At 71.8% G+C, this 21533-nt stretch carries 24 protein-coding genes; 6 read left to right on the forward strand and 18 right to left on the reverse strand.

Going from position 1 to position 21533, the window contains the following annotated elements; translation table 11 throughout:
* Positions 1 to 36: 36 nt before the first annotated feature.
* From CP982_RS11160 to CP982_RS11180, 5 genes are all read right to left on the reverse strand, one after another.
* Positions 37 to 1272 carry a WD40 repeat domain-containing protein gene (locus CP982_RS11160; RefSeq protein WP_150510377.1) on the reverse strand — a complete coding sequence of 412 codons (1236 nt, stop codon included), beginning with the start codon at positions 1270 to 1272 and terminating at the stop codon, positions 37 to 39.
* Positions 1269 to 1823, reverse strand: a complete 555-nt coding sequence (locus CP982_RS11165) for a SigE family RNA polymerase sigma factor (RefSeq protein WP_150510378.1) — start codon at positions 1821 to 1823, stop codon at positions 1269 to 1271. The genes CP982_RS11160 and CP982_RS11165 overlap by 4 nt, the downstream gene beginning before the upstream one ends.
* A 118-nt stretch (positions 1824 to 1941) precedes the next feature.
* A complete protein-coding gene (locus CP982_RS11170; RefSeq protein ID WP_229879501.1) occupies positions 1942 to 2535 on the reverse strand; it encodes a hypothetical protein in 594 nt (197 codons plus the stop codon).
* A gap of 88 nt (positions 2536 to 2623) precedes the next feature.
* A complete protein-coding gene (gene dapD / locus CP982_RS11175) occupies positions 2624 to 3613 on the reverse strand; it encodes a 2,3,4,5-tetrahydropyridine-2,6-dicarboxylate N-succinyltransferase (protein WP_138959060.1) in 990 nt (329 codons plus the stop codon).
* A complete protein-coding gene (locus CP982_RS11180; protein ID WP_150510379.1) occupies positions 3610 to 4869 on the reverse strand; it encodes an MFS transporter in 1260 nt (419 codons plus the stop codon). The genes dapD and CP982_RS11180 overlap by 4 nt, the downstream gene beginning before the upstream one ends.
* Positions 4870 to 4975: 106 nt before the next feature.
* Between CP982_RS11180 and CP982_RS11185 the strand changes: the two genes are divergently transcribed.
* A complete protein-coding gene (locus CP982_RS11185) occupies positions 4976 to 5866 on the forward strand; it encodes a winged helix-turn-helix transcriptional regulator (RefSeq protein WP_150510380.1) in 891 nt (296 codons plus the stop codon).
* Here the strand turns inward: CP982_RS11185 and CP982_RS11190 are convergent.
* The 10 genes from CP982_RS11190 to CP982_RS11235 all read right to left on the reverse strand — a co-directional run bounded on the left by CP982_RS11190 (position 5838) and on the right by CP982_RS11235 (position 13468).
* Entirely contained in the window at positions 5838 to 6398 is a 561-nt protein-coding gene (locus CP982_RS11190) for a TetR/AcrR family transcriptional regulator (RefSeq protein WP_150510381.1), read from the reverse strand. The two genes, CP982_RS11185 and CP982_RS11190, sit on opposite strands and share 29 nt — an antisense overlap.
* Positions 6398 to 6718 (reverse strand): DMT family transporter, encoded by a 321-nt coding sequence (locus CP982_RS11195; RefSeq protein ID WP_144002784.1) that lies wholly within the window; start codon positions 6716 to 6718, stop codon positions 6398 to 6400. The genes CP982_RS11190 and CP982_RS11195 overlap by 1 nt, the downstream gene beginning before the upstream one ends.
* Positions 6719 to 6846: 128 nt before the next feature.
* Complete coding sequence (locus CP982_RS11200) at positions 6847 to 7200, reverse strand: metal-sulfur cluster assembly factor (protein WP_144002785.1); 354 nt, start codon at positions 7198 to 7200, stop codon at positions 6847 to 6849.
* Positions 7197 to 7667, reverse strand: a complete 471-nt coding sequence (gene sufU / locus CP982_RS11205; protein WP_150510382.1) for a Fe-S cluster assembly sulfur transfer protein SufU — start codon at positions 7665 to 7667, stop codon at positions 7197 to 7199. Before sufU ends, CP982_RS11200 begins: the two co-directional genes overlap by 4 nt.
* Positions 7668 to 7681: 14 nt before the next feature.
* Positions 7682 to 8938 carry a cysteine desulfurase gene (locus CP982_RS11210; protein ID WP_150510383.1) on the reverse strand — a complete coding sequence of 419 codons (1257 nt, stop codon included), beginning with the start codon at positions 8936 to 8938 and terminating at the stop codon, positions 7682 to 7684.
* Positions 8935 to 9699, reverse strand: a complete 765-nt coding sequence (gene sufC / locus CP982_RS11215; RefSeq protein WP_150510384.1) for a Fe-S cluster assembly ATPase SufC — start codon at positions 9697 to 9699, stop codon at positions 8935 to 8937. Before sufC ends, CP982_RS11210 begins: the two co-directional genes overlap by 4 nt.
* A gap of 7 nt (positions 9700 to 9706) precedes the next feature.
* Positions 9707 to 10024, reverse strand: a complete 318-nt coding sequence (locus CP982_RS11220) for a bifunctional 3-phenylpropionate/cinnamic acid dioxygenase ferredoxin subunit (RefSeq protein ID WP_030687200.1) — start codon at positions 10022 to 10024, stop codon at positions 9707 to 9709.
* Positions 10021 to 11205 carry a Fe-S cluster assembly protein SufD gene (gene sufD / locus CP982_RS11225; RefSeq protein WP_150510385.1) on the reverse strand — a complete coding sequence of 395 codons (1185 nt, stop codon included), beginning with the start codon at positions 11203 to 11205 and terminating at the stop codon, positions 10021 to 10023. The genes CP982_RS11220 and sufD overlap by 4 nt, the downstream gene beginning before the upstream one ends.
* Before the next feature lie 77 nt (positions 11206 to 11282).
* Positions 11283 to 12704 (reverse strand): Fe-S cluster assembly protein SufB, encoded by a 1422-nt coding sequence (sufB, locus tag CP982_RS11230; protein ID WP_144002790.1) that lies wholly within the window; start codon positions 12702 to 12704, stop codon positions 11283 to 11285.
* Complete coding sequence (locus CP982_RS11235) at positions 12701 to 13468, reverse strand: helix-turn-helix transcriptional regulator (protein WP_150510386.1); 768 nt, start codon at positions 13466 to 13468, stop codon at positions 12701 to 12703. The genes sufB and CP982_RS11235 overlap by 4 nt, the downstream gene beginning before the upstream one ends.
* 161 nt (positions 13469 to 13629) lie before the next feature.
* Here CP982_RS11235 and CP982_RS11240 point away from each other — a divergent pair, with 161 nt between their 5' ends.
* From CP982_RS11240 to CP982_RS11255, 4 genes are all read left to right on the forward strand, one after another.
* Positions 13630 to 14433: an AAC(3) family N-acetyltransferase gene (locus tag CP982_RS11240; RefSeq protein ID WP_150510387.1), complete on the forward strand. Its 804-nt coding sequence runs from the start codon at positions 13630 to 13632 to the stop codon at positions 14431 to 14433.
* 68 nt (positions 14434 to 14501) lie between these two features.
* A complete protein-coding gene (locus CP982_RS11245; protein WP_150510388.1) occupies positions 14502 to 15428 on the forward strand; it encodes an ABC transporter ATP-binding protein in 927 nt (308 codons plus the stop codon).
* 80 nt (positions 15429 to 15508) lie between these two features.
* Positions 15509 to 16225: an ABC transporter permease gene (locus tag CP982_RS11250; RefSeq protein ID WP_170316634.1), complete on the forward strand. Its 717-nt coding sequence runs from the start codon at positions 15509 to 15511 to the stop codon at positions 16223 to 16225.
* Positions 16226 to 16328: 103 nt separating this feature from the next.
* A complete protein-coding gene (locus tag CP982_RS11255; protein ID WP_150515421.1) occupies positions 16329 to 17330 on the forward strand; it encodes a COX15/CtaA family protein in 1002 nt (333 codons plus the stop codon).
* 64 nt (positions 17331 to 17394) lie between these two features.
* On the opposite strand, the gene CP982_RS11260 is transcribed toward CP982_RS11255, so the two are convergent.
* Positions 17395 to 18483 carry an amidohydrolase family protein gene (locus tag CP982_RS11260; RefSeq protein ID WP_150510390.1) on the reverse strand — a complete coding sequence of 363 codons (1089 nt, stop codon included), beginning with the start codon at positions 18481 to 18483 and terminating at the stop codon, positions 17395 to 17397.
* A 100-nt stretch (positions 18484 to 18583) separates the two neighbouring features.
* Positions 18584 to 18961, reverse strand: coding sequence for a hypothetical protein (locus CP982_RS11265; protein WP_150510391.1), 378 nt, complete (start codon positions 18959 to 18961; stop codon positions 18584 to 18586).
* A 124-nt stretch (positions 18962 to 19085) separates the two neighbouring features.
* Between CP982_RS11265 and CP982_RS11270 the strand changes: the two genes are divergently transcribed.
* On the forward strand, positions 19086 to 20219 hold the full coding sequence (locus CP982_RS11270; protein ID WP_150510392.1) for a class I adenylate-forming enzyme family protein: 1134 nt from the start codon (positions 19086 to 19088) through the stop codon (positions 20217 to 20219).
* 63 nt (positions 20220 to 20282) lie between these two features.
* Here CP982_RS11270 and CP982_RS11275 read toward each other — a convergent pair whose 3' ends face one another.
* On the reverse strand, positions 20283 to 21251 hold the full coding sequence (locus tag CP982_RS11275) for a heme o synthase (RefSeq protein ID WP_221515868.1): 969 nt from the start codon (positions 21249 to 21251) through the stop codon (positions 20283 to 20285).
* Positions 21252 to 21533 lie beyond the last annotated feature (282 nt).

A 21533-nucleotide genomic window follows, 5' to 3' on the forward strand; every position in this document is an offset into this window, starting at 1 on the left:
TGGTGACGCATTGCCGGGCGTGTTGGCACCCCCGTCTCAGCGGGCGGCGGTCAGCGGTACCCAGCGCCCGAGGTAGTCGCTGGACGCCTTGCGGAAGCCGCTCAGCGGCACGGCCTTCTTGCTGCCGACGGTGACGAGCAGCAGCTGGTTGCGGAACTCGTTCTTGCCGCTGCACTTCTTGGGGTCGCAGCCGATGGTGATGAGGCGTTTGTTGTCGGCCCAGGCGAGCGGCTGCATGCCGGGCACGAGGCCGACCTTCTTGCCGGTCCTGGGGTCCACGAGCCTCGATCCGCCGGAGTCGCCGTCGGACGCGACGAGCTTTCCGTCGGGCGAGAGACCGGCCCGGGACCAGCCCCCGAACCGCTCGCCTGCGGGCGCGGTCGTCTTCGCGCCGGACGTGGTGTACCAGGCGCGGCTGTCGGACTTTCCGTTGCTGGGCTTGAGCTGCTCGACGTAGAGCTTGGTGCCGTCGTGGCTCCAGTCGACGTCTTCGCGCGGGTTGCCGTCGTAGCCGCTCCACTCGGTCGACGGCGGAGGCTGCCGCAGCTTCCGGAAGGGTCCGACCTCGCCCGAGCCCGCGTCGACGAGGTAGAAGCCGGTGCGGCTGCCGTGCGGCTGGGCGCCGTTGGCCGGGTGGTCGCCGGACCTGTCGATGAGCCGGTCGGGGTTCTTGCTGTAGGCGGTCGCCACGAGGCGCTTGCCGTCCGGGGACCATTCGACGCCCGCGACCGGGCGCTCGACGGGGATCCAGCGCTCGACCTTCCCCGTGATGAGGTCGAGCATGCCGATGCGCCGGGCGGGCAGTTCGCCCTCCAGGACGGCGGCGGTGCGCATTCCGGGTGCCACGTCGACCCAGGCCCACTTCGTGTCGAGCGCCTTGTACCGGCCGGCCTTCTGGTCGAGGACGGTGTAGTGGCGGGTGAACAGCTCGTCGCCGCCCGGCTGTTTGACCGTGCGGCTGGTGAAGTACCCCGACACGGCGGTGCCTCCGGCCGCGACCATGTCACGCGGCGGGGACTGGTCGGGGTGCGCCACCACGTCCCCGGTGATCGACTCGCTCGCCGGGCTCGCGGCCTCCGCGTCGTCACCCAGCTCCGGCACCGTCACCGCCGCGGCGACCAGGGCCGCCGCCACGGCGACGGCTCCGGCGGCGCCGCGCCGGTTGCGGCGCCGCCGGGCGGTCAGGACCCGGTCGGCGAGGTCGCCCCGCGCCGTACCGCTCGCCGCGGCCTCCTCCTGGAGCGTCTCGCGCACCAGCTGTTCCACGTTCACGGACGTACCTCCACAGGTGAGATGCCACGGGGCGGGGCGATCCCGGCGGTCGCCGGGCCGAGCGCCGCCAGCTCGGGCGCGAGCGCGCGCAGCCGGGCGAGCGAACGGTGCGTGGTGCTGCGGACCGTGCCGACGGAGCAGCCGAGGATGCGGGCCACGTCGGCCTCGGGCAGGTCCTCGAAGTACCGCAGGACGAGCACGGCGCGCTGGCGCGCGGTGAGCCGGGCGAGCGCGCCGCGCATCACGACGCGCAGTTCGGCGGCTCCCTCACCGCCGTCGTCCGCCCGCTCGGGCGGCTCGGCGACGGCCACCTCGCGGCGCGGCCACTTCAGCCGCCACCGGCCGACCTGCTGCCGGTAGAGGACCTGCCGTACGTACGCCTCCGGCTCGTCGACCCTGCTCCACCGGTCGGCGACCTTCACCAGAGCGGTCTGCAGCAGGTCCTCCGCGGCGTGCCGGTCGCCGCCGCTGAGCAGGACGGCGGTCCTCAGCAGAGCGCCGGACCTGCTCTCCACGAACTCCCGGAAGCGTTCCTGGCTTTCGGCATCCATCGTCACCTTCTCTTCTCCGGCGGCCTCGCTGCCCCCTCTGCTGTGGATGACGTGCGCGGACCCGCGTCGCTATGCCTGTGGCGCGACGCGGGTCCGGGGCGGGTGCGGCAGGAGTGGCTCAGTGCTTGGGGCCGAAGCCCTCCCCCTTGGTCCACTTCAGCCGGTGCGCGTAGCGCTTGAACGTGACCTGCTTGCCGTTCTTGGTGATCTCGGCCTTGATCCAGCCGTCGAAGCTCTTGGTGAGGTGGCGGTCCCACGTGGTCAGGCGGCCGGTGGCGACGGCGGCGAGCGACTCCTGCGGGGGCTCGCCGTCGTAGCAGTACCTCGCCCAGTCGGCGATCGCCGCGACGGTCCCGGCGCGGGCCTTGAGCGTGATGCCCTGGCAGACGTCGGTCTTGGTGCGGTAGACGTTCTTGGGCTTGGACCAGCCGCGCGCCTTGGGGCTGTAGTCCTGGACGTACAGGCCCTTCTTGTCCAGGTAGTGCATGGCGACGCGGCGGCCGTCCGCGAGCTTCACCTGCGACTCGAAGCGCGTCTTGTCGCCGCCGTAGTGGATGTCGGTGTGCTGGAGCTTGTAGCTGTGGCTCCCCTTGGGCTTAGCGCCCGCGTCCTTGGCCACGCTCGGGCCGGCCACGCTCGACCCGCCCCCGGCGAGCAGCAGGGCCACCGCCGCGCCCGCCGACACCAAGGCCTTCGTTCCTGCTCTGTTCATGTCGATCTCCCCTCCGTTTCGCGCAGCATACGCACAGAGGGCGCCCCTCCAGTGAGGAGGGGCGCCCTTTCGTGCGGGACCGTGACGGTCAGTTGTGGCTGTGCAGTACGTCGTTGAGGCCGCCCCACACCGCGTTGTTCGGCCGGGCCTCGACGGCGCCGGTGACCGAGTTGCGGCGGAAGAGGATGTTCGAGGCGCCGGAGAGCTCACGGGCCTTGACGATCTGGCCGTCGGGCATGGTCACGCGCGTACCGGCCGTGACGTACAGGCCCGCCTCGACGACGCACTCGTCGCCGAGCGCGATGCCGACGCCGGCCTCGGCGCCGATCAGGCAGCGCTCGCCGATGACGATGCGGACGTTGCCGCCGCCGGAGAGCGTGCCCATGGTGGAGGCGCCGCCGCCGATGTCGGAGCCGTCGCCGACGACGACGCCGGCGGAGATGCGGCCCTCGACCATGGAGGTGCCGAGCGTGCCCGCGTTGAAGTTCACGAAGCCCTCGTGCATCACGGTGGTGCCCTCGGCGAGGTGCGCGCCGAGCCGGACGCGGTCGGCGTCGCCGATGCGGACGCCCTTGGGCGCGACGTAGTCCGTCATGCGCGGGAACTTGTCGACGCTCGTCACGGCGAGGTGCAGGCCCTCGGCGCGGGCGTTCAGACGGACCTTCTCCAGGTCGTCGACGGCGACCGGGCCGAGCGAGGTCCAGGCGACGTTGGCGAGGAAGCCGAACATGCCGTCCAGGCTCGCGCCGTGCGGCTTGATCAGGCGGTGGCTGAGCAGGTGCAGCCGCAGGTAGACGTCGTGCGCGTCCAGCGGCTTCTCGTCGAGCGACGCGATGACCGTACGGACGGCGACGACCTCCACACCGCGGCGGGCGTCCGGCCCGATCGCCTTCGCGGCACCTTCGCCGAGCAGCTCCACGGCACGCTCGGCGCTCAGCCGCTCGCTCCCGGCGGGGCCCGGCTCGTCGACGAGCTCGGGGGCGGGGAACCAGGTGTCGAGCACGGTGCCGTCAGCGGCGATGGTGGCGAGCCCGGCGCCCACGGCGCCGGTGGTGCGGGAAGCAGTCGTATCGGTCATGAGTGAGAACCTAACCGGGCCGGGCCCGCGGACGCTAACCGGCACTCTTCGCGCTCGCCGCGGGCGATCGTCCCGCAGGGGCACGGCCCGCCACCGGGGCCGCGCCCCGCCCACAGCAGCAGCGCCCCCGCGAGCCCGGCGAGAGCGGCGCACACCGGCCACAGCGCCCCCGGTGCCCCCTCGTACAGCGCCCCGCCCAGCGGCCCCGCGAGCACCACCCCGCTCACCGACACCCCGGAGTACAGGCTCTGGAACCGCCCCTGCGCGTGCGCGGGCGCGCTGTCCGCGACGTACGCCGTGGCCGTGGTCTTGTAGAGGATCTCCCCCGCCGTGAGCAGCGCCATCATCGCGACGGCGGTCCCCGCGCCCACGCCGAGCGCGAGCACCCCGTACCCCGCCCCGACGAGCAGCACCCCGCTCCCCACGATCCGCAGCGGCCGCCGCCCCCGCAGCGCGAGCGTCACCGGCAGCTCCAGGAGCAGGATGAGCCCGCCGTTGACGGCGAGGAGCCACCCGTAGAAGCCGGTGTCGAGGCCGTTCCGGCCGAGGTCGACGGGCAGCGTCACGTACTGCTGCCGGTAGACGAGGTCGGTCACGAGGACGGCGGCGAGCAGCGCGACGACGGTGGGCCGCCGCCGCAGCGACGCGAACACCCCGGGGCCGCCCGGCTCTCCGGCGGCCGCGCGCCCGGCCCCGCGCGCGGGCAGCACGCGCGCGGCGTACGCGGCGAAGACGAGCGTGCCGACCCCGTCGACGACGAACAGGACGGCGTACGAGAAGTGGGCGATGAGCAGCGCGCCGAGCGGCGGCCCCGCGGTGAAGCCCGCGTTGGCCGCGAACCGCATCACCGCGAAGCCCTGCCGCCGCGCCCCCTCCGGCACGGTCACGGCGACGAGCGCGCCGTTGGCGGCCCGCACGCAGCCGCCCGCGTACTGGCCGAGGCCCGGCACGACGTACAGCAGGGCGAGCGGCAGGACGGGCAGCGCGAGCACCCCGGCGCCGCTGACGAGCGACCCGACGAGCAGCACGCGCCGGTGCCCGTACTTGTCGCCGAACCAGCCTCCGGTGAAGTTCCCCGCGACCTGCCCGGCCCCGCCGATGCCGCTGATCAGACCGGCCTGGGCGACGGACAGACCGCGCTCGTGCGTGAGGTACACGAAGAAGTACACGAAGGTGAAGGCCACGACCATGTTGAAGAACTGGCCGGCGGCCAGGAGCCAGACCGTCCTCGGCACCTCACGCAGCGCGCGCGGCATGCGGCGTCCCCCTGCCCTGATTAGTGAGTTCCTTTTGGGAATGGACTATGGCAGCATGCGAAGCTCCGGGTCAACGCCCCACCGATCCCGGGAGAGTGTGAGGGACATGCCACGGCGGACGAGCCTCGGCGACGCCCACTGCGCCATCGCGCAGGCCCTGGACGTCGTCGGCGACTGGTGGACCCTGCTGATCGTGCGCGACACGGCCCGCGGAGTGCACCGCTTCGACGAGCTCCAGCGCGAACTCGGCCTGTCCCGCAAGGTGCTCGCCGAGCGCCTGCGGCTCCTGGTGGACGCGGACGTGCTGACCCGGGTGCCGTACCAGGACCGCCCGCCGCGCCACGAATACCGTCTGACGCCGCGCGGGCGGGCCCTGCTGCCGGTCCTGATCGCCCTTCAGGACTGGGGAGACACCTGGGTCCTTGGAGAGGGAGAGATGAGCGCGACGACACCGACGCAGGCCTCGCAGGAGGCCCGGCGCGTCCACGAACTCCTGGGCACGCGCGTGCCGGAGCTCCGGCTGCGCTCCGCGGACGGCGAGCCGGGCGACCCGGTCGCGGACGCGGCGCACACCGTCCTGTACTGCTTCCCGGGCGCCTACGCCCGCAAGGACGCCTATCCGCCCGGCTGGTCGGCGATCCCCGGCGCACCGGGCTGCACCCTGGAGTCCTGCACCTACCGCGACCGGCTCGCGGAGTTCACCGCGGCGGGCGCCGCCGTGCGCGGCGTGTCGACGCAGCGCCCCGACGAGCAGCGGGCCTTCGCCGCCAAGGAGGGCCTGCGGTTCCCGCTCCTGTCGGACGCGGATCTGGCCCTGACGGCGGCGCTCCGCCTGCCCACGTTCCGCGCGGCGGGCGTGAGCCGCCTCAAGCGCCTGACCCTGGTCGTGGACGCCAAGCGCGTGGTGCGCCACGTGCAGTACCCCGTCACGGACGTCACGGCGAGCGTCGAGACGGCCCTGCGCGCCGTCACACGCCTTCGGGCGCCCGGGAGTTGAGCAGGACCCGGCCGAGCATCTCGCGGGTGTACGCCTCGTCGTACTCGCCGCCCGTGAGCAGCGCCTGAAGGCAGATGCCGTCCATGAGCGCGACCAGCCCCCGCGCGGTGGCGGGGTCGGTGCGCTCGCGCAGCACCACCGCGACCCCCTCGCACCACTCGGCGGCCACCGGCCGCAGCACGGGGCGGCGCAGCGCGGCCAGATACAGCTCGTACTCCAGCTCAAGCCCCTCACGCCCTCGGGCGGCCCACTCCCCGAGGAGGGCCGCGAGCTCGGCCGCGAGGTCGGCGTCCGGGTCCTGGAGCACCCCGCGCTCCCGCACGAGCCGCGCGAACCCCTCGTTGGACTGCCGCAGGGCCGCCACCAGAAGGTCGTCGAGGGTCTTGAAGTGGTACGTCGTCGAGCCCAGCGGCACATCGGCCTCGGCGGCGACGGACCGGTGGCTGAGGCCCGCGATCCCCTTCTCGCCCGCGACCCGCAGGGCCGCGTCGATGATCCGCTGCCGTCTGTCGGGGTCGTAGCGGCGCCCCATCAGTGGGCCCCGCCCAGATTCAGCACGACGACCCCCGCGATGACCAGCGCGATGCCGGACAGCTTGAGCAGACTCGCCGACTCCCCCATGAACACCATGCCGATGCCGGCGACCGCGGCGGTCCCGATCCCCGCCCAGATCGCGTACGCGGTCCCCACCGACAGCGTCTTCAGGGTCTGCGCGAGCAGCGCGAAGGCCAGCACATACCCCACCACGGTGACCAGCGAGGGCCACAGCTTGCTGAACCCCTCGCTGTACTTCATGGCCGTCGTCCCGGCCACCTCCGCCGCGATGGCCGCGGCCAGCAGTCCGTATCCCATGCGTACGAGTGTACGCATCGATGCGTACGGGTGTACATAAACCCGGGGCGCCATATACGAAGAGGCCCCCTGTGCCAGGGCACAGGGGGCCTCTCGAGCCCGGGAGCGTGGCCGCTCGGGCGGGGAACTCAGACGTTGAACCCGAGCGCCCGCAGCTGCTCGCGGCCGTCGTCGGTGATCTTGTCCGGGCCCCACGGCGGCATCCAGACCCAGTTGATCCGGAGCTCGTTGACGATGCCGTCCGTCGCGGACTTCGCCTGGTCCTCGATGACGTCGGTCAGCGGGCAGGCCGCCGAGGTGAGCGTCATGTCGATGGTGGCGATGTTGGCGTCGTCCACGTGGATGCCGTAGATCAGGCCCAGATTGACGACGTCGATGCCCAGCTCGGGGTCGACGACGTCGTAGAGCGCCTCGCGGACCTCTTCCTCCGAGGCGGGCTTGGTCGTGAGGCCCTCTTCAGAAGTCACAGTGTTCTCGCTCATGCCGTCTTCCTTTCAGCGTCGGCGTCGGCCCCTAGGGCCTGCGCCGTCGCGTCCTTCCACGCCATCCAGCTCAGCAGAGCACACTTGACGCGCGCGGGGTACTTGGAGACCCCGGCGAACGCGACCGCGTCCTCCAGGACCTCCTCCATCGCGTCGTCCGGCTCCAGCTTGCCCTTGGACTGCATCAGCTCCAGGAACACAGCCTGGATCTTCTGCGCCTCCGCGAGGTCCTTGCCCACGAGCAGGTCGTTGAGCACCGACGCGCTGGCCTGGCTGATGGAGCAGCCCTGGCCCTCGTAACTCACGTCGGCGATGCGCGAGCCGTCGTACTTGACCCGCAGCGTGATCTCGTCACCGCACGTCGGGTTGACGTGGTGCACCTCGGCGTCGCCGTCGCGCAGACCGCGCCCGTGCGGGTGCTTGTAGTGGTCCAGGATCACGTCCTGGTACATCGAATCCAGCTTCACTCCGAGCCAGCCCCTCAGCCGAAGAAGTTCCGTACGTGCTCCAGGCCGTCGACCAGGGCGTCGATCTCGCCGGGCGTGGAGTACAGATAGAACGACGCTCGCGTGGTCGCGGGAATTCCGTAGCGCAGGCAGACGGGGCGGGCGCAGTGGTGGCCGACCCGGACCGCGATGCCCTGCTCGTCGAGGACCTGGCCCACGTCGTGCGGGTGGATGTCGCCGAGCGTGAAGGAGATCGCGGCGCCCCGGTCCTCGGCCGTGGACGGGCCGATGATCCTCAGGTCCGGGACCTCGAGCAGGCGCTTCACCGCGTACTCGGTGATCGCGTGCTCGTGCTGCTCGATCTTGTCCATGCCGATGGCCGTGAGGTAGTCCACGGCCGCGCCGAGGCCGACGGCCTGCGCGATCGGGGGCGTACCCGCCTCGAACTTGTGCGGCGCGGGGGCGTAGGTCGAGGAGTGCATCGACACCGTCTCGATCATCTCGCCGCCGCCGAGGAACGGAGGCAGGTCCTCCAGCAGCTCCTGGCGGCCCCACAGCACGCCGATGCCCGTCGGGCCGCACATCTTGTGGCCGGTGAAGGCCACGAAGTCGGCCTGCAGGGCCTGCACGTCGAGCGGCATGTGCGGCGCTGCCTGGGAGGCGTCGATCAGGACGAGCGCGCCGACCTCCTGGGCGCGGCGCACGATCGCCTCGACCGGGTTGACCGTGCCCAGGATGTTCGACACCAGGACGAAGGAGACGATCTTCGTCTTCTCCGTGATGACCTCGTCGATGTTCGACAGGTCGAGCCGACCGTCGTCGGTCAGGCCGAACCACTTCAGCTTCGCGCCCGTGCGCTGCGAGAGCAGCTGCCACGGCACGATGTTGGAGTGGTGCTCCATCTCCGTGATGACGATCTCGGTCTCGTGGTCCACGCGGTAGGGCTCGTCGGCCCAGCCGAGCATGTTCGCCACGAGGTTGAGCGACTCCGAGGCGTTCTTGGTGAAGATCACCTCGTCGCGGCTCGGCGCGTTGATGAACGCGGCGACCTTGTCACGGGCGCCCTCGTACAGCGCCGTGGCCTCCTCGGCGAGGACGTGCACGCCGCGGTGGACGTTGGCGTTGTGCTGCTCGTAGTACTCGCTGACTGCGTCGATGACCTGGCGCGGCGTCTGCGAAGTCGCCGCGTTGTCCAGGTAGACCAGCTTCTTGCCGTCGTGGAGCGAGCGCTCCAGGATGGGGAAGTCCTTGCGGAGCGCCTCGGCGTCGAGGAGACCCGGCAGCTGTGTCACGCGGACGCGCCTCCCTTCACGTAAGCCTCGTAGCCCTCGGCCTCCAGCTTGTCGGCGAGCTCGGGGCCGCCGGACTCGGCGATGCGCCCGTTCGCGAACACGTGGACGAAGTCGGGCTTGATGTAGCGCAGGATGCGCGTGTAGTGGGTGATGAGCAGGGTGCCCACCTCGCCGGTGTCGCGGACGCGGTTGACGCCCTCGGAGACGACGCGCAGCGCGTCGACGTCCAGGCCGGAGTCGGTCTCGTCGAGGATCGCGATCTTCGGCTTGAGGAGCTCCATCTGGAGGATCTCGTGGCGCTTCTTCTCACCGCCGGAGAAGCCCTCGTTCACGTTGCGCTCGGCGAAGGACGGGTCCATCTGGAGCCCGGCCATCGTCTCCTTGACCTCCTTCACCCAGGTGCGGAGCTTGGGGGCCTCGCCGCGGATGGCGGTGGCGGAGGTGCGCAGGAAGTTGGAGACGGACACACCCGGGACCTCGACCGGGTACTGCATGGCGAGGAACATGCCGGCGCGGGCGCGTTCGTCGACCTCCATCTCCAGGACGTCCTCACCGTCGAGGGTGACGGTGCCGCCGGTGATGGTGTACTTCGGGTGGCCCGCGATGGAGTAGGCGAGGGTCGACTTGCCGGAGCCGTTCGGGCCCATGATGGCGTGCGTCTCGCCCTGCTTCACGGTCAGGTCGACACCCTTGAGGATTTCCTTGGTGCCGTTCTCGACCTCGACGGTCACGTGCAGGTCGCGGATTTCAAGCGTTGCCATGGGTGCCTCAGGACTCCTGGGAGAGGGAGACGAGCACGTCGTCCCCTTCGATCTTTACGGGGTAAACGGGGACGGGGCGCGTCGCGGGAAGGCCGGACGGCTTGCCGGTGCGGAGGTCGAACGCGGAGCCGTGCAGCCAGCACTCGATCTGGCAGTCCTCCACCTCGCCCTCGGAGAGCGAGACGTTCGCGTGCGAGCAGATGTCGTGGATCGCGAACACCTCACCCTCGGTGTGGACGACCGAGACCGGCGTGCCGTCGAGTTCCACCCGCTTGGGGGTGTCCTCCTCCAGCTCGCTCAGTCCACAGGCGCGTACGAACGTCATGCGACGGACGCCTCCAGCTCCTCTTCGATCTTCGCGATGAGCCGCTCCTCGATGTCGTCGACACCGATCTGCTGGACGAGCTCGGCGAAGAAGCCGCGGACCACGAGGCGGCGCGCCTCGTGCTGCGGGATGCCGCGGGCCATCAGGTAGAACAGCTGCTCGTCGTCGAAGCGGCCGGTCGCCGACGCGTGGCCCGCGCCGACGATCTCGCCGGTCTCGATCTCCAGGTTCGGCACCGAGTCGACCCGGGCGCCGTCCGTCAGGACGAGGTTGCGGTTCATCTCGTAGGTGTCCGTGCCCTCGGCCCTGGCCTCGATGAGGACGTCGCCGATCCACACGGCGTGCGCGGCCTCGCCCTGCAGGGCGCCCTTGTACACGACGTTGGACTTGCAGTGCGGGACGTTGTGGTCGACCAGGAGGCGGTGCTCCTGGTGCTGGCCCGCGTCCGTGAAGTACAGGCCGAAGAGCTCGGCCTCGCCGCCCGTGCCGGCGTACGCCACGCGCGGGTGGATGCGGACCGTGTCACCGCCGAAGGTGACGACCACGGACTTGAAGGAGGCGTCGCGGCCCACGAGCGCGTTGTGCTGCGCGACGTGCACCGCCTTGTCGTCCCAGTCCTGCACGGAGACGACGGTGAGCTTCGCGCCGTCACCGAGGACGTAGTCCACGTTGGCGGCGAGGACCGCGTCGCCGGAGTGGTCGATCACGACGACGGCCTCGGCGAACGCGCCCAGCTCGATGACCTGGTGGCCGAAGGCGGTGCCGCCCTCGCCGTGCACGGCGATCCGGATCGGCTCGCTGAGCACCGTCTCCTTGGGCACGGTCACGACCGAGGCCTTCTCGAAGGACGAGTACGCCTGGGCGGCGACACGGTCCACCGGCGTGCCGGCCCTGCCGAGCCGGGCGTCGTCGCGCCCGACGGTCTCGACGGTGACGCCCTCGGGGGCCTCGACCTCGACCTTGACGCCCTCGCCGGTGGCGACGGCGGTGCCGTCGTGCAGCCCGCGCAGGCGCTCGAGGGGGGTGAACCGCCACTCCTCCTCGCGGCCGTGCGGCACCGGGAAGTCCGCCACGTCGAAGGACGGGGGCGCGCTCATACGGGTGGCGACGGTGGACTCGGCGGCCACCGCGATGGAACCGGCGGTGGTCGATCCCACCGGGATGTTCTGAGCCTCAGCCATGGCTGTCGTAGTGCTCTCTCTCTGCGTATTGCGATCCTCGGCCCGCTGGGCCGCCAGCTGCTTGGAACGGCGGCCGGTCAGCCGACCGAGCCCTCCATCTGCAGCTCGATCAGCCGGTTGAGCTCCAGGGCGTACTCCATGGGGAGCTCCTTGGCGATCGGCTCGACGAAGCCGCGCACGATCATCGCCATCGCCTCGAACTCGGTGAGGCCGCGGCTCATCAGGTAGAAGAGCTGGTCCTCGGAGACCTTGGAGACGGTGGCCTCGTGGCCCATGGACACGTCGTCCTCGCGGACGTCCACGTAGGGGTAGGTGTCCGAGCGGGAGATCGTGTCGACGAGCAGCGCGTCACAGAGCACGTTGGACTTGGAGCCCGCGGCGCCCTCGCCGATCTCGACCAGACCGCGGTACGAGGTGCGGCCGCCACCACGGGCCACCGACTTCGACACGATGTTGGAGGAGGTGTTCGGCGCCATGTGGACCATCTTGGAGCCCGCGTCCTGGTGCTGGCCCTCGCCCGCGAAGGCGATGGACAGGGTCTCGCCCTTGGCGTGCTCGCCCATCAGGTAGACGGCCGGGTACTTCATGGTGACCTTGGAGCCGATGTTGCCGTCGATCCACTCCATGGTCGCGCCCTCGTACGCCACGGCGCGCTTGGTGACCAGGTTGTAGACGTTGTTCGACCAGTTCTGGATCGTCGTGTAGCGGCAGCGGCCGCCCTTCTTGACGATGATCTCGACGACCGCGGAGTGCAGCGAGTCCGACTTGTAGATCGGGGCGGTGCAGCCCTCGACGTAGTGGACGTAGGCGTCCTCGTCGACGATGATCAGCGTCCGCTCGAACTGGCCCATGTTCTCCGTGTTGATGCGGAAGTAGGCCTGGAGCGGGATCTCGACGTGCACGCCCTTGGGGACGTAGATGAACGATCCGCCGGACCACACGGCCGTGTTCAGCGACGCGAACTTGTTGTCACCGACGGGGATGACGGTTCCGAAGTACTCCTTGAAGAGCTCCGGGTGCTCCTTCAGCGCCGTGTCGGTGTCCAGGAAGATGACGCCCTGCTCCTCCAGGTCCTCGCGGATCTGGTGGTAGACGACCTCGGACTCGTACTGCGCGGCGACGCCGGCGACCAGGCGCTGCTTCTCCGCCTCGGGGATGCCGAGCTTGTCGTACGTGTTCTTGATGTCCTCGGGCAGGTCCTCCCAGGACTCCGCCTGCTTCTCCGTGGAGCGCACGAAGTACTTGATGTTGTCGAAGTCGATGCCGGAGAGGTCCGAGCCCCAGTTCGGCATGGGCTTCTTGTCGAAGAGCCGGAGGCCCTTCAGGCGCAGCTTCGTCATCCACTCCGGCTCGGACTTCTTCGCCGAGATGTCGCGGACGACATCCTCGCTCAGACCGCGCTTGGCGGCGGCACCGGCCGCGTCGGAGTCGGCCCAGCCGTACTCGTAATTGCCCAGGCCCTCGAGCTCAGGGTGGGCAGTCTCCGTGGGGAGAGTCATGCGGGGTTCCTCCCGGCCGTGCTTGCTGATGCGTGGTTGGTGGTCTGTGGGGTGCTGTGCGGGATCTCGCGGCGCGGGATGAACGTCGTGCAGACGCCGTCACCGTGGGCGATGGTGGCGAGTCGCTGGACGTGCGTCCCGAGCAGCTGGGAGAAGATCTCCGTCTCCGCCTCGCACAGCTGCGGATACTGCTCGGCGACATGGGCGACCGGGCAGTGGTGCTGGCAGAGCTGCTCGCCCCTGTGCGGATGGGGTGCGCTACGCGCCGTAGCAGCGTACCCGTCCGCGGTCAACGCCTTCGCCAGTGCCTGGGTGCGGTCCTCGGCGGGGACCGCGTCCATCGCCGCCCGGTAGGCCTTCGCCTGCTCGGCGACGCGGGCCCGGGCGAACGCGACGACGGCCTCCTCGCCGTGCGTCTCCCCGATCCAGCGCAGGGCGTCGGCGGCCAGCTTGTCGTACGACTGGTCGAAGGCGTCCCGGCCGCAGTCGGTGAGCGCGAAGACCTTGGCGGGGCGGCCGCGCGTACGGGCGCCGTACACCCGCTTCTCGCGGGGTTCGACCACGTTCTCCTGAAGGAGGGTGTCGAGGTGGCGGCGGACGGCGGCCTGGGTCAGGCCGAGGCGGCCCGCGAGGTCGGCCACGGTGGACGGGCCGTGGTCCAGGATGGAGCGCGCGACACGGTTGCGCGTGGACCGCTCACCGGTCGCGAGCTCTTCCTGAGGAGCCCCCGGAGGGGTCTCCCGAGCCTCGCCAACGTTTTTCACAACGCCATTGTTGCGTAATTCCTCAGAGCCTGACAAGCCGTGCTTCGATCACCGGGCGGTGCGGTGCATCACTTAGGCATACCTAAGCTGACCTGCGAAAACGATCACCGCCCGATCAAATCGGTGGCGCTTCCGCAAGCTTTCCAGAACACTCTTCAAGCATGTCGACACCCCCTGTGACCGGCCCGTTGTGCACGCGCGCCACGCTCGCCGACGAGCTGCGCGCACTCGGCGTGCGACGCGGTGACACGCTCTTCACGCACACCTCGCTCAGCTCGCTCGGCTGGGTCTGCGGCGGCGCCGAAGCAGTCGTCCTCGCCCTGCTCGACGCCCTCGGGGACGAGGGCACCCTGGTGGTGCCCACGCACTCCTCGGACAACTCCGACCCCGCGGAGTGGCAGCACCCTCCCGTGCCCGAGGAGTGGTGGCCCGCGATCCGCGACTCCATGCCCGCGTACGACCCGCGCACCGCGCGCGTCCGCGGCGTGGGCGTCGTCCCGGAGACCGTGCGCACCTGGCCCGGCGCCGTGCGCAGCGCCCACCCGCAGACCTCCTTCGCGGCCGTCGGCCCGCGCGCGGCGGAGCTGATGGCCGAGCACGCCCTGGACTGCCGCCTGGGCGAGCGGAGCCCGCTGGCCGCCCTGGAGGCGACCGGCGCGCGCGTGCTGCTCCTGGGGGCGGGATTCGACTCCTGCACGGCCTTCCACCTGGCCGAGTACCGGCTCCCCGCACCCCTGGTCGAGAACTCCTTCGCGGTCATGACGGACGAGGGCCGCCGCTGGATCACCGTGCGCGAGCCCGCCATCTCCGAAGACCGCTTCGCCGACCTCGGCGCGGCCTTCGAGAAGGAGCGCCCGGTGACGCGGGGCCGGGTCGGCGCCGCCACGGCCCGCCTCTTCTCGCTGCCGGACGCGGTCGCGTACGCGCGGGGGTGGCTGGCCGAGCACCGGCCGCACACCGTCTGACGCGGCCCCGCCGAAGGCCGACCGGCCCCCTGCCCACAGCCCCCGCGGTCCTCTCTAGACTTCCCGTCATGGGAAATGAGTCCGTCGTCCAGGTCCACGGCCTGGTCAAGCGGTACGGGGCGAAGACCGCGGTGGACGGCCTCGACCTGGACGTCCGCGCAGGCACCGTGACCGCCGTGCTCGGCCCGAACGGCGCCGGGAAGACCACCACCATCGAGACCTGCGAGGGCTACCGCACCCCCGACGCCGGGACGGTCCGCGTCCTCGGCCTCGACCCGGTCACGCAGGCCGCCGCGCTGCGCCCGCGCATCGGCGTGATGCTCCAGTCCGGCGGCGTCTACTCCGGCGCCCGCGCCGACGAGATGCTGCGGCACGTCGCCAAGCTGCACGCCCACCCCCTGGACGTGGACGCCCTGATCGCGCGCCTGGGCCTGGAGTCCTGCGGCCGCACCGGCTACCGGCGCCTCTCCGGCGGCCAGCAGCAGCGGCTCGCCCTCGCCCTGGCCGTCGTCGGCCGCCCCGACCTTGTCTTCCTCGACGAGCCGACCGCAGGGCTCGACCCCCAGGCCCGCCGCGCCACCTGGGACCTCGTCCGCGACCTGCGCCGCGACGGCGTCTCGGTGATCCTCACGACCCACTACATGGACGAGGCCGAGGAGCTCGCCGACGACGTCGCCATCATCGACGCGGGCAAGGTCATCGCCCAGGGCAGCCCCGAGCAGCTGTGCCGCGGCGGCGCCGAGAACACCCTGCGCTTCACCGGCCGCCCCGGCCTCGACGTCGGCTCGCTCCTCAAGGCCCTGCCGCCGGACTCGGCCGCCGCCGAGCTCACGCCCGGCGCGTACCGCGTGAGCGGCACCGTCGACCCCCAGCTGCTCGCCACCGTCACCTCCTGGTGCGCGCAGCACGGCGTCATGCCGGACCGGATCTCCGTCGAACGGCACACCCTGGAGGACGTCTTCTTGGAGCTCACGGGTAAGGAGCTGCGGTCGTGACAAGCGCCCCCGACACCACTGCCACCACCGGTACGCCGGGGACGTACGCCCCCGCGCCGGGCGCCGCCCCGCTCTCCCGGATGATCCGCGCGCAGGCGGCCCTGGAGACGAAGATGCTGCTGCGCAACGGCGAGCAGCTGCTGCTCACCATCGTCATCCCCACGCTGCTGCTCGTCCTCTTCAGCGCTGTCGACGTCGTCGACACCGGCGACGGCAAGGCCGTGGACTTCCTCGCCCCCGGCGTCCTCGCGCTCGCCGTCCTGTCCACGGCGTTCACCGGGCAGGCCATCGCCACCGGCTTCGAGCGGCGCTACGGCGTGCTCAAGCGGCTGGGCGCCTCGCCACTGCCGCGCTGGGGCCTGATGACCGCGAAGACCCTGTCGGTCCTGGTCACCGAGGTGCTCCAGATCGCGCTCCTCACCGTGATCGCCTTCGCGCTCGGCTGGTCGCCGCACGGCAACCCGCTGGCCGTCCTGCTGCTCCTGGTCCTCGGCACGGCCGCCTTCTCCGGGCTCGGCCTGCTGATGGCGGGCACGCTCAAGGCGGAGGCGACGCTGGCCGCCGCGAACCTCGTGTTCCTGCTGCTGCTCGTCGGCGGCGGCGTCATCGTGCCGCTCGACCGGTTCCCCGGAGCCGTCGAGTCCGCGCTGGCCCTGCTGCCCATCTCGGCCCTCTCGGACGGCCTGCGCGACGTGCTCCAGGACGGCGCCGCGATGCCGTGGGGCGACCTCGGGATCCTCGCGGTGTGGGCGGTTCTCGGGCTCGGCGCGGCGGCGCGCTTCTTCCGCTGGGAGTAGCCCGCGGGGCCCGCAGGACGTCATCGCCCTCACAGTTGGAGCGGATACGTCCCCCTCGTGAAGCCGTGCACAAGCGGCCCCCTACGATGGGGCCGTGCCAAAAGTGACCCGAGCCGAAGCCGCCCAGTTCGCGCGCAACCCGCTCGCCTTCATCGCCGAACGCTGGACCCCGACCCAACGGACCGTCCAGCGCGCGGCCCTCGTCTCCCTCCTGATGACGGTCGTCATCGTGGTCACCGGCGGCGCCGTACGCCTGACGGGGTCCGGCCTCGGCTGCCCGACCTGGCCCAAGTGCACCGAGGACTCCCTCACCGCGACCAGCGAGATGGGCTTCCACGGCGTCGTCGAGTTCGGCAACCGCATGCTGACGTACGCCCTGTGCGCGGCGGTCGGATTCGCGATCATCGCGGCCCGCTCGCAGAAGCCGTGGCGGCGCAGCCTGACGCGGTACGGCTGGGTCCAGTTCTGGATCGTCATGGGCAACGCGGTCCTCGGCGGCATCGTCGTGCTCGTCGGGCTCAACCCGTACACGGTCGCGGCGCACTTCCTGCTCTCCACCGCCCTGATCGCGGTCGCCACGGCGACGTGGCAGCGCACCCGCGAGGGCGACGCCCCGACCCGCCCGCTGATCGGCAAGGCCGTCGCCCAGCTCGTCTGGGTCCTGACCGGTGTGACCGTACTGCTGATCGCGGTCGGCACGGTGGTGACCGGCGCGGGCCCGCACGCGGGCGACTCCAGCGACGTGCCGCGCATGAACGTGGGCGCGATCGGCCTGGACTGGGAGGGCGTGAGCAAGCTGCACGCCGTCCTGGCGTGGATCGTGGTCACGCTGGCCTTCGCCCTGTGGTTCGTCCTCAAGGCGGTCGACGCCCCGGCAGGGCCGCTGGCCCGCACCCGCGACCTGTTCCTGGTGCTGCTCGCACAGGGCGCGATCGGCTACGTCCAGTACTTCACGGACCTGCCGGAGGTCCTGGTCGCGGCGCACATGCTGGGCTCGTGCGCGGTGTGGATCGCGGTCCTGCGGGTGCTGCTGTCGCTGCGCGAGCGGCCGACGGCGGCACCGGAGGTCCCGGCGCAGGCCGACGCGGAGCTGTCCGCGGTCTGAGCGCCGCGCCCGCGCCCGCCCGCTTCGCCCGACGCGCCCGACGCCCCGCTGACGCAGCGGGGCGTCACTCGTCCGTGAGGCCGTAGACCCGCCGCGCGTTGTCCGCCGCGATCATCGCCGCCACCCGCTGCGCGTCCGCGAGCGACCACGCGCCCTCGGCCACCCAGGTGCCGAGCACCCGGCCGAGCGCCTCACGGAACAGGGTGGCGCCGACCACGTGCAGCTCCGGCAGGCCGTGGGCGCCGCTGGAGAACAGGAGCTTGCCGAAGGGGGCCAGCTCCAGGATCTCGGCGAGCACGGCGGCCGCCCGGGCCCCGGTGCGCACCAGGGCCGGGCCCAGATCCGCGTACACGTGCGGGAAGACGCCCGCGAGGTGGGCCGCCGCGCGGTGGTGCGGATAGCCGTGCAGCAGCACCAGGTCGGTGCCGAGCCCCGCGGTGGCACGGGCGAACGCGCCGAAGGAGCGCTGCGGGTCCGCGGCGCCGGTGTGCAGTTGCAGCGGCAGGCCCGAGGCCACGGCGATCCACAGCAGATGCCGCAGGAGCACGGGGTCGGCCAGCTCGCCGCCCACCTGCCGTCCGGCGAGCCAGCGGCCCGCGGCGCCGCGCACCTCGCCGGGCCCCGGCGGCTCCGGCGGCAGCGGCCGGTCCTCGCGCAGACCCGCGACCGAGGTGAACGCGACCGCTCCGGCCGCGGCCCCGTGCACGGACTCGGCCAGGTTGGCGAGGAAGGAGTCGACGGTTCCCGAGGTGTCGGCGACCTGCTCGGCGAGCAGTTCCAGGCGCACGATCTCGTGCGCCTGGGCGGCCCCGGTGGTCGCGAGCTCCCCCGGCCGCGTGAGGTCCCCCGGCAGACCGGTGTCGACGAGGTACGTGGTGATGCCGCTGCCGCGCAGCAGGCGCCGCCCGGCCTCCAGGACGCCCAGCTCCCGGCGCCGGGCCAGATAGCGGGCGGGCGGACAGTGCGGTTCGAGACCGAGCAGCGGCGGACACCAGCGGCGCACCGCGAAGCCGGTCTGGGTGTCGAAGAAGGTGGTGCCGGGGGCGGGCGGCCCCTCGCCCCGGCCCAGATGGGCCTCGAACGTGCCGAGGCCCAGCTCCGTGCGCAGGACGCCGTGGCAGTGCTGGTCCACCAGGGACGGCGTTTCGATCATCCTGGCTCCCCTGCGTGGACCGTACTCCTACGGTCCTAACGGGTGACCGTGGCGACAGGTGTTGCTCGCCTTGTCACTCCGTGCCCGTCCCGGGCGCGTCTCATCCGCCCGAGGGGCCGCCGATCTGGATCCCCGCCATGCGCGTCCACTCGTAGGGGCCGGTCCGCACCTTGGCGGCGAAGTCGCCGTCGAAGTCGTCGTGGACCGTGATCCCGGCCTTCTCCACGGCGCTCAGGGCGATCGCGTGGGTGGGCGCGACGAGGTCGCCCCAGCCGCCGTCCGCCCCGACGAGGACGATCCGGGAGCCCCGCTGCCCGATGTACGCGACCTGCCCCTCGGCGCCGCCGTGGGCCCGCGCGAACGCGGTGATCTGCTTGGCCAGCTTGGCGGCCTTGCGTTCGGCGCGCGCGGCGTCCTTGTCGACCGTGACTTCCGTGGCCGCCTCGGCCGCCTGCTCGCCCTGCTCCGTGTCTGCCATGGCACAGGATGCTACCGACGGGTAGATCGCGGGGCGACGCCTGGGTGGCGTGGTCTCGGCCACGGTCGTACGGCGGGCGCGCGCGGCCGTTCCGCCTTGCGGCGCCCCGTGGTAGGACGAGGGCATGTCCGGTCTGCTGGTCGGCGAGGTCGTCCGGTCCGCCGCCGGGGCCGCCCCGCACCGCCCGGCCGTGGTGCTCGGCGGGCGGGCGCTCACCTTCGCCGCCCTCGACGCGGGGGCCGACCGGGCCGCCGGGCGGCTGGCGGCCCTCGGTGTGCGGCGGGGCGACCGCGTCGTGTGGCCGCCGACCGGGGATCCGGTCGAGACGCTCCGGGTGTACGCGGGGGCCGCGCGCGCCGGGGCGGTCCTCGTGCCGCTGGCCCGGGACGCGTGGTCGGCCCGCGTCGTGCGGGCGGCGGCACCGTGCCTGGTCCTGACGGACACCGAGGCGGCGACGGAGGGCGCACGGCTCGCGACGGCGGCGCGGGTGCGGCACGCCGTACTCACCGAAGACGCCGTACGCACGGATGGCGACCGGCCCGGGGAGCCCGAGGCGGCTGAGACTCCCGAGGAGAATGACCCGCACCTGGTGCTCTTCGCCGGGCCGGGGCGGCCGCGCGGCGTCGTCCTGTCGCACCGCGCGAGCGTCCTGCGCGCGCACTGCGGCGGCCGCCCCGAGCCGCCGGGCGTCCTGGTGTGCGGCTTCCCCGCGGGGCACTGGGGCGTGTGGACCGCCGTGCTGCGGCAGTGGCAGGCCCGGGGCACCGTCGTGCTCCCGGAGGCGCCGGGGCCCGGGGCGATCTGCGCGGCCGTGCGTGAGCACCGGGCCACGCGTCTGCTGTGCCCGCCCGAGGTGTGGTGGCAGGTCCTGGACACGGCCCCGCACCACCTGGCCACGCTGCGCAGCGCCGACACGGAGACGGCGGCGGGCGCCACTCCCCCGCGTCTTCTGGAGGCCATCCGCACCGCGACCCCGGCGGCCCGCGTCCGCGCCTTCCTCAGCACGCCCGAGGCGGGGGACGTGGCGGTCCTCGACCACGCCGACGTACGGGCCAGGCCCGGCAGCTGCGGGGTGCCCGCGCCGGGCGTCGCGGCGCGCGTCGCGCACGGCGAGCTGTGGGTGCGCGGCCCGCTGCTCTTCGACGGGTACCTCAAGGACAAGAAGGCCACGGACGCGGTGCTGCGGGACGGCTGGTTCCGCACCGGCCGCGCGGCCCGCCTCGACGGGGACGGCCATCTGCACCTCACCGGGCCCTGAGCACGGAACGGCCCCGTCACCCGGAGGGCGACGGGGCCGAGAAGCCCGAGCGGCGTCGAGGGACTAGCGCAGGAACGGGTCCACCGCGACGGCCACGAACAGCAGCGACACATAGGTGATGGACCAGTGGAACAGGCGCATCTCCTTGAGCTTGCCGCCGGTCTCCTCCGCCTTCGCGCGGTTCTGCAGCGCGTGCGCCTCCCACAGCCACCAGCCGCCCGTGGCCAGGGCGACGACCGTGTAGAACCAGCCGGTGTAGCCCAGCGGCTGGAGCAGCAGCGAGACCAGGACCATGACCCAGCTGTAGAGGACGATCTGCCGGGCGACCACCTTGTTGGAGGCGATGACCGGGAGCATCGGCACGCCCACGCGCGCGTAGTCCTCCTTGACCCGCATGGACAGCGGCCAGTAGTGCGGCGGCGTCCAGAAGAACATCACGAGGAAGAGGATGACGGGCGCCCAGGACATCGAGTTGGTCACGGACGACCAGCCGATGAGCACCGGCAGACAGCCCGCGATGCCGCCCCAGACGATGTTCTGGGAGGTGCGCCGCTTGAGGATCATCGTGTAGACGACCACGTAGAAGAGCAGCGCGCCGAGGGACAGCCAGGCGGACAGCCAGTTGACGGCGAGGCCGAAGAGCAGGGTGGAGACGACGGCGAGGGTGATGCCGAAGACCAGGCACTCGCGCGGGCTGACCATCCCGGTGACCAGCGGCCGCTGCGACGTGCGCTCCATGAGGGCGTCGATGTCGCGGTCGTACCACATGTTCAGCGCGTTGGCGCCGCCCGCGGACAGGTAGCCGCCGAGGCAGGTGAGGAACACCAGCTTCAGATCGGGCACACCCTGCTCGGCGAGGAACATCACCGGAACGGTGGTGATCAGCAGCAGCTCGATGATCCGCGGCTTGGTCAGCGCCACGAACGCTTTGACTCGGGCCCCGAACGGCCGGTGGCTCGGGCTCTGGCTCGTCCCGAGCGTCCCCACTGGACGGGATTCAACGGCCGTCACGCACACCCCTGACAGAGACATCCCAGCAAGCCCACGACGGACCTTCAGACATGAAGATCCGGTAAAGGCTCACGCGTACCACGCCACTGTAGACGTTGCCCATACCTGGCCCTTCGCGGGGGTGGGTTCGTGTTGAGCCTCCAGACGAGGGGTCTTCGCGGCCGGGCGCGCGAACGGACACCGCGGGCGGAATCGGAACCCAGATGAGCGGCCCCGACTTCACATGGTGAGAGCGGTGTCGCCCGTTCAGGAGGCGGATCCGAGCGGGCCCCGGCAGTCTGGAATGACTCGAAAAAATGCACG

It is taken from the genome of Streptomyces spectabilis, assembly GCF_008704795.1.
GTDB lineage: Bacteria > Actinomycetota > Actinomycetes > Streptomycetales > Streptomycetaceae > Streptomyces > Streptomyces spectabilis.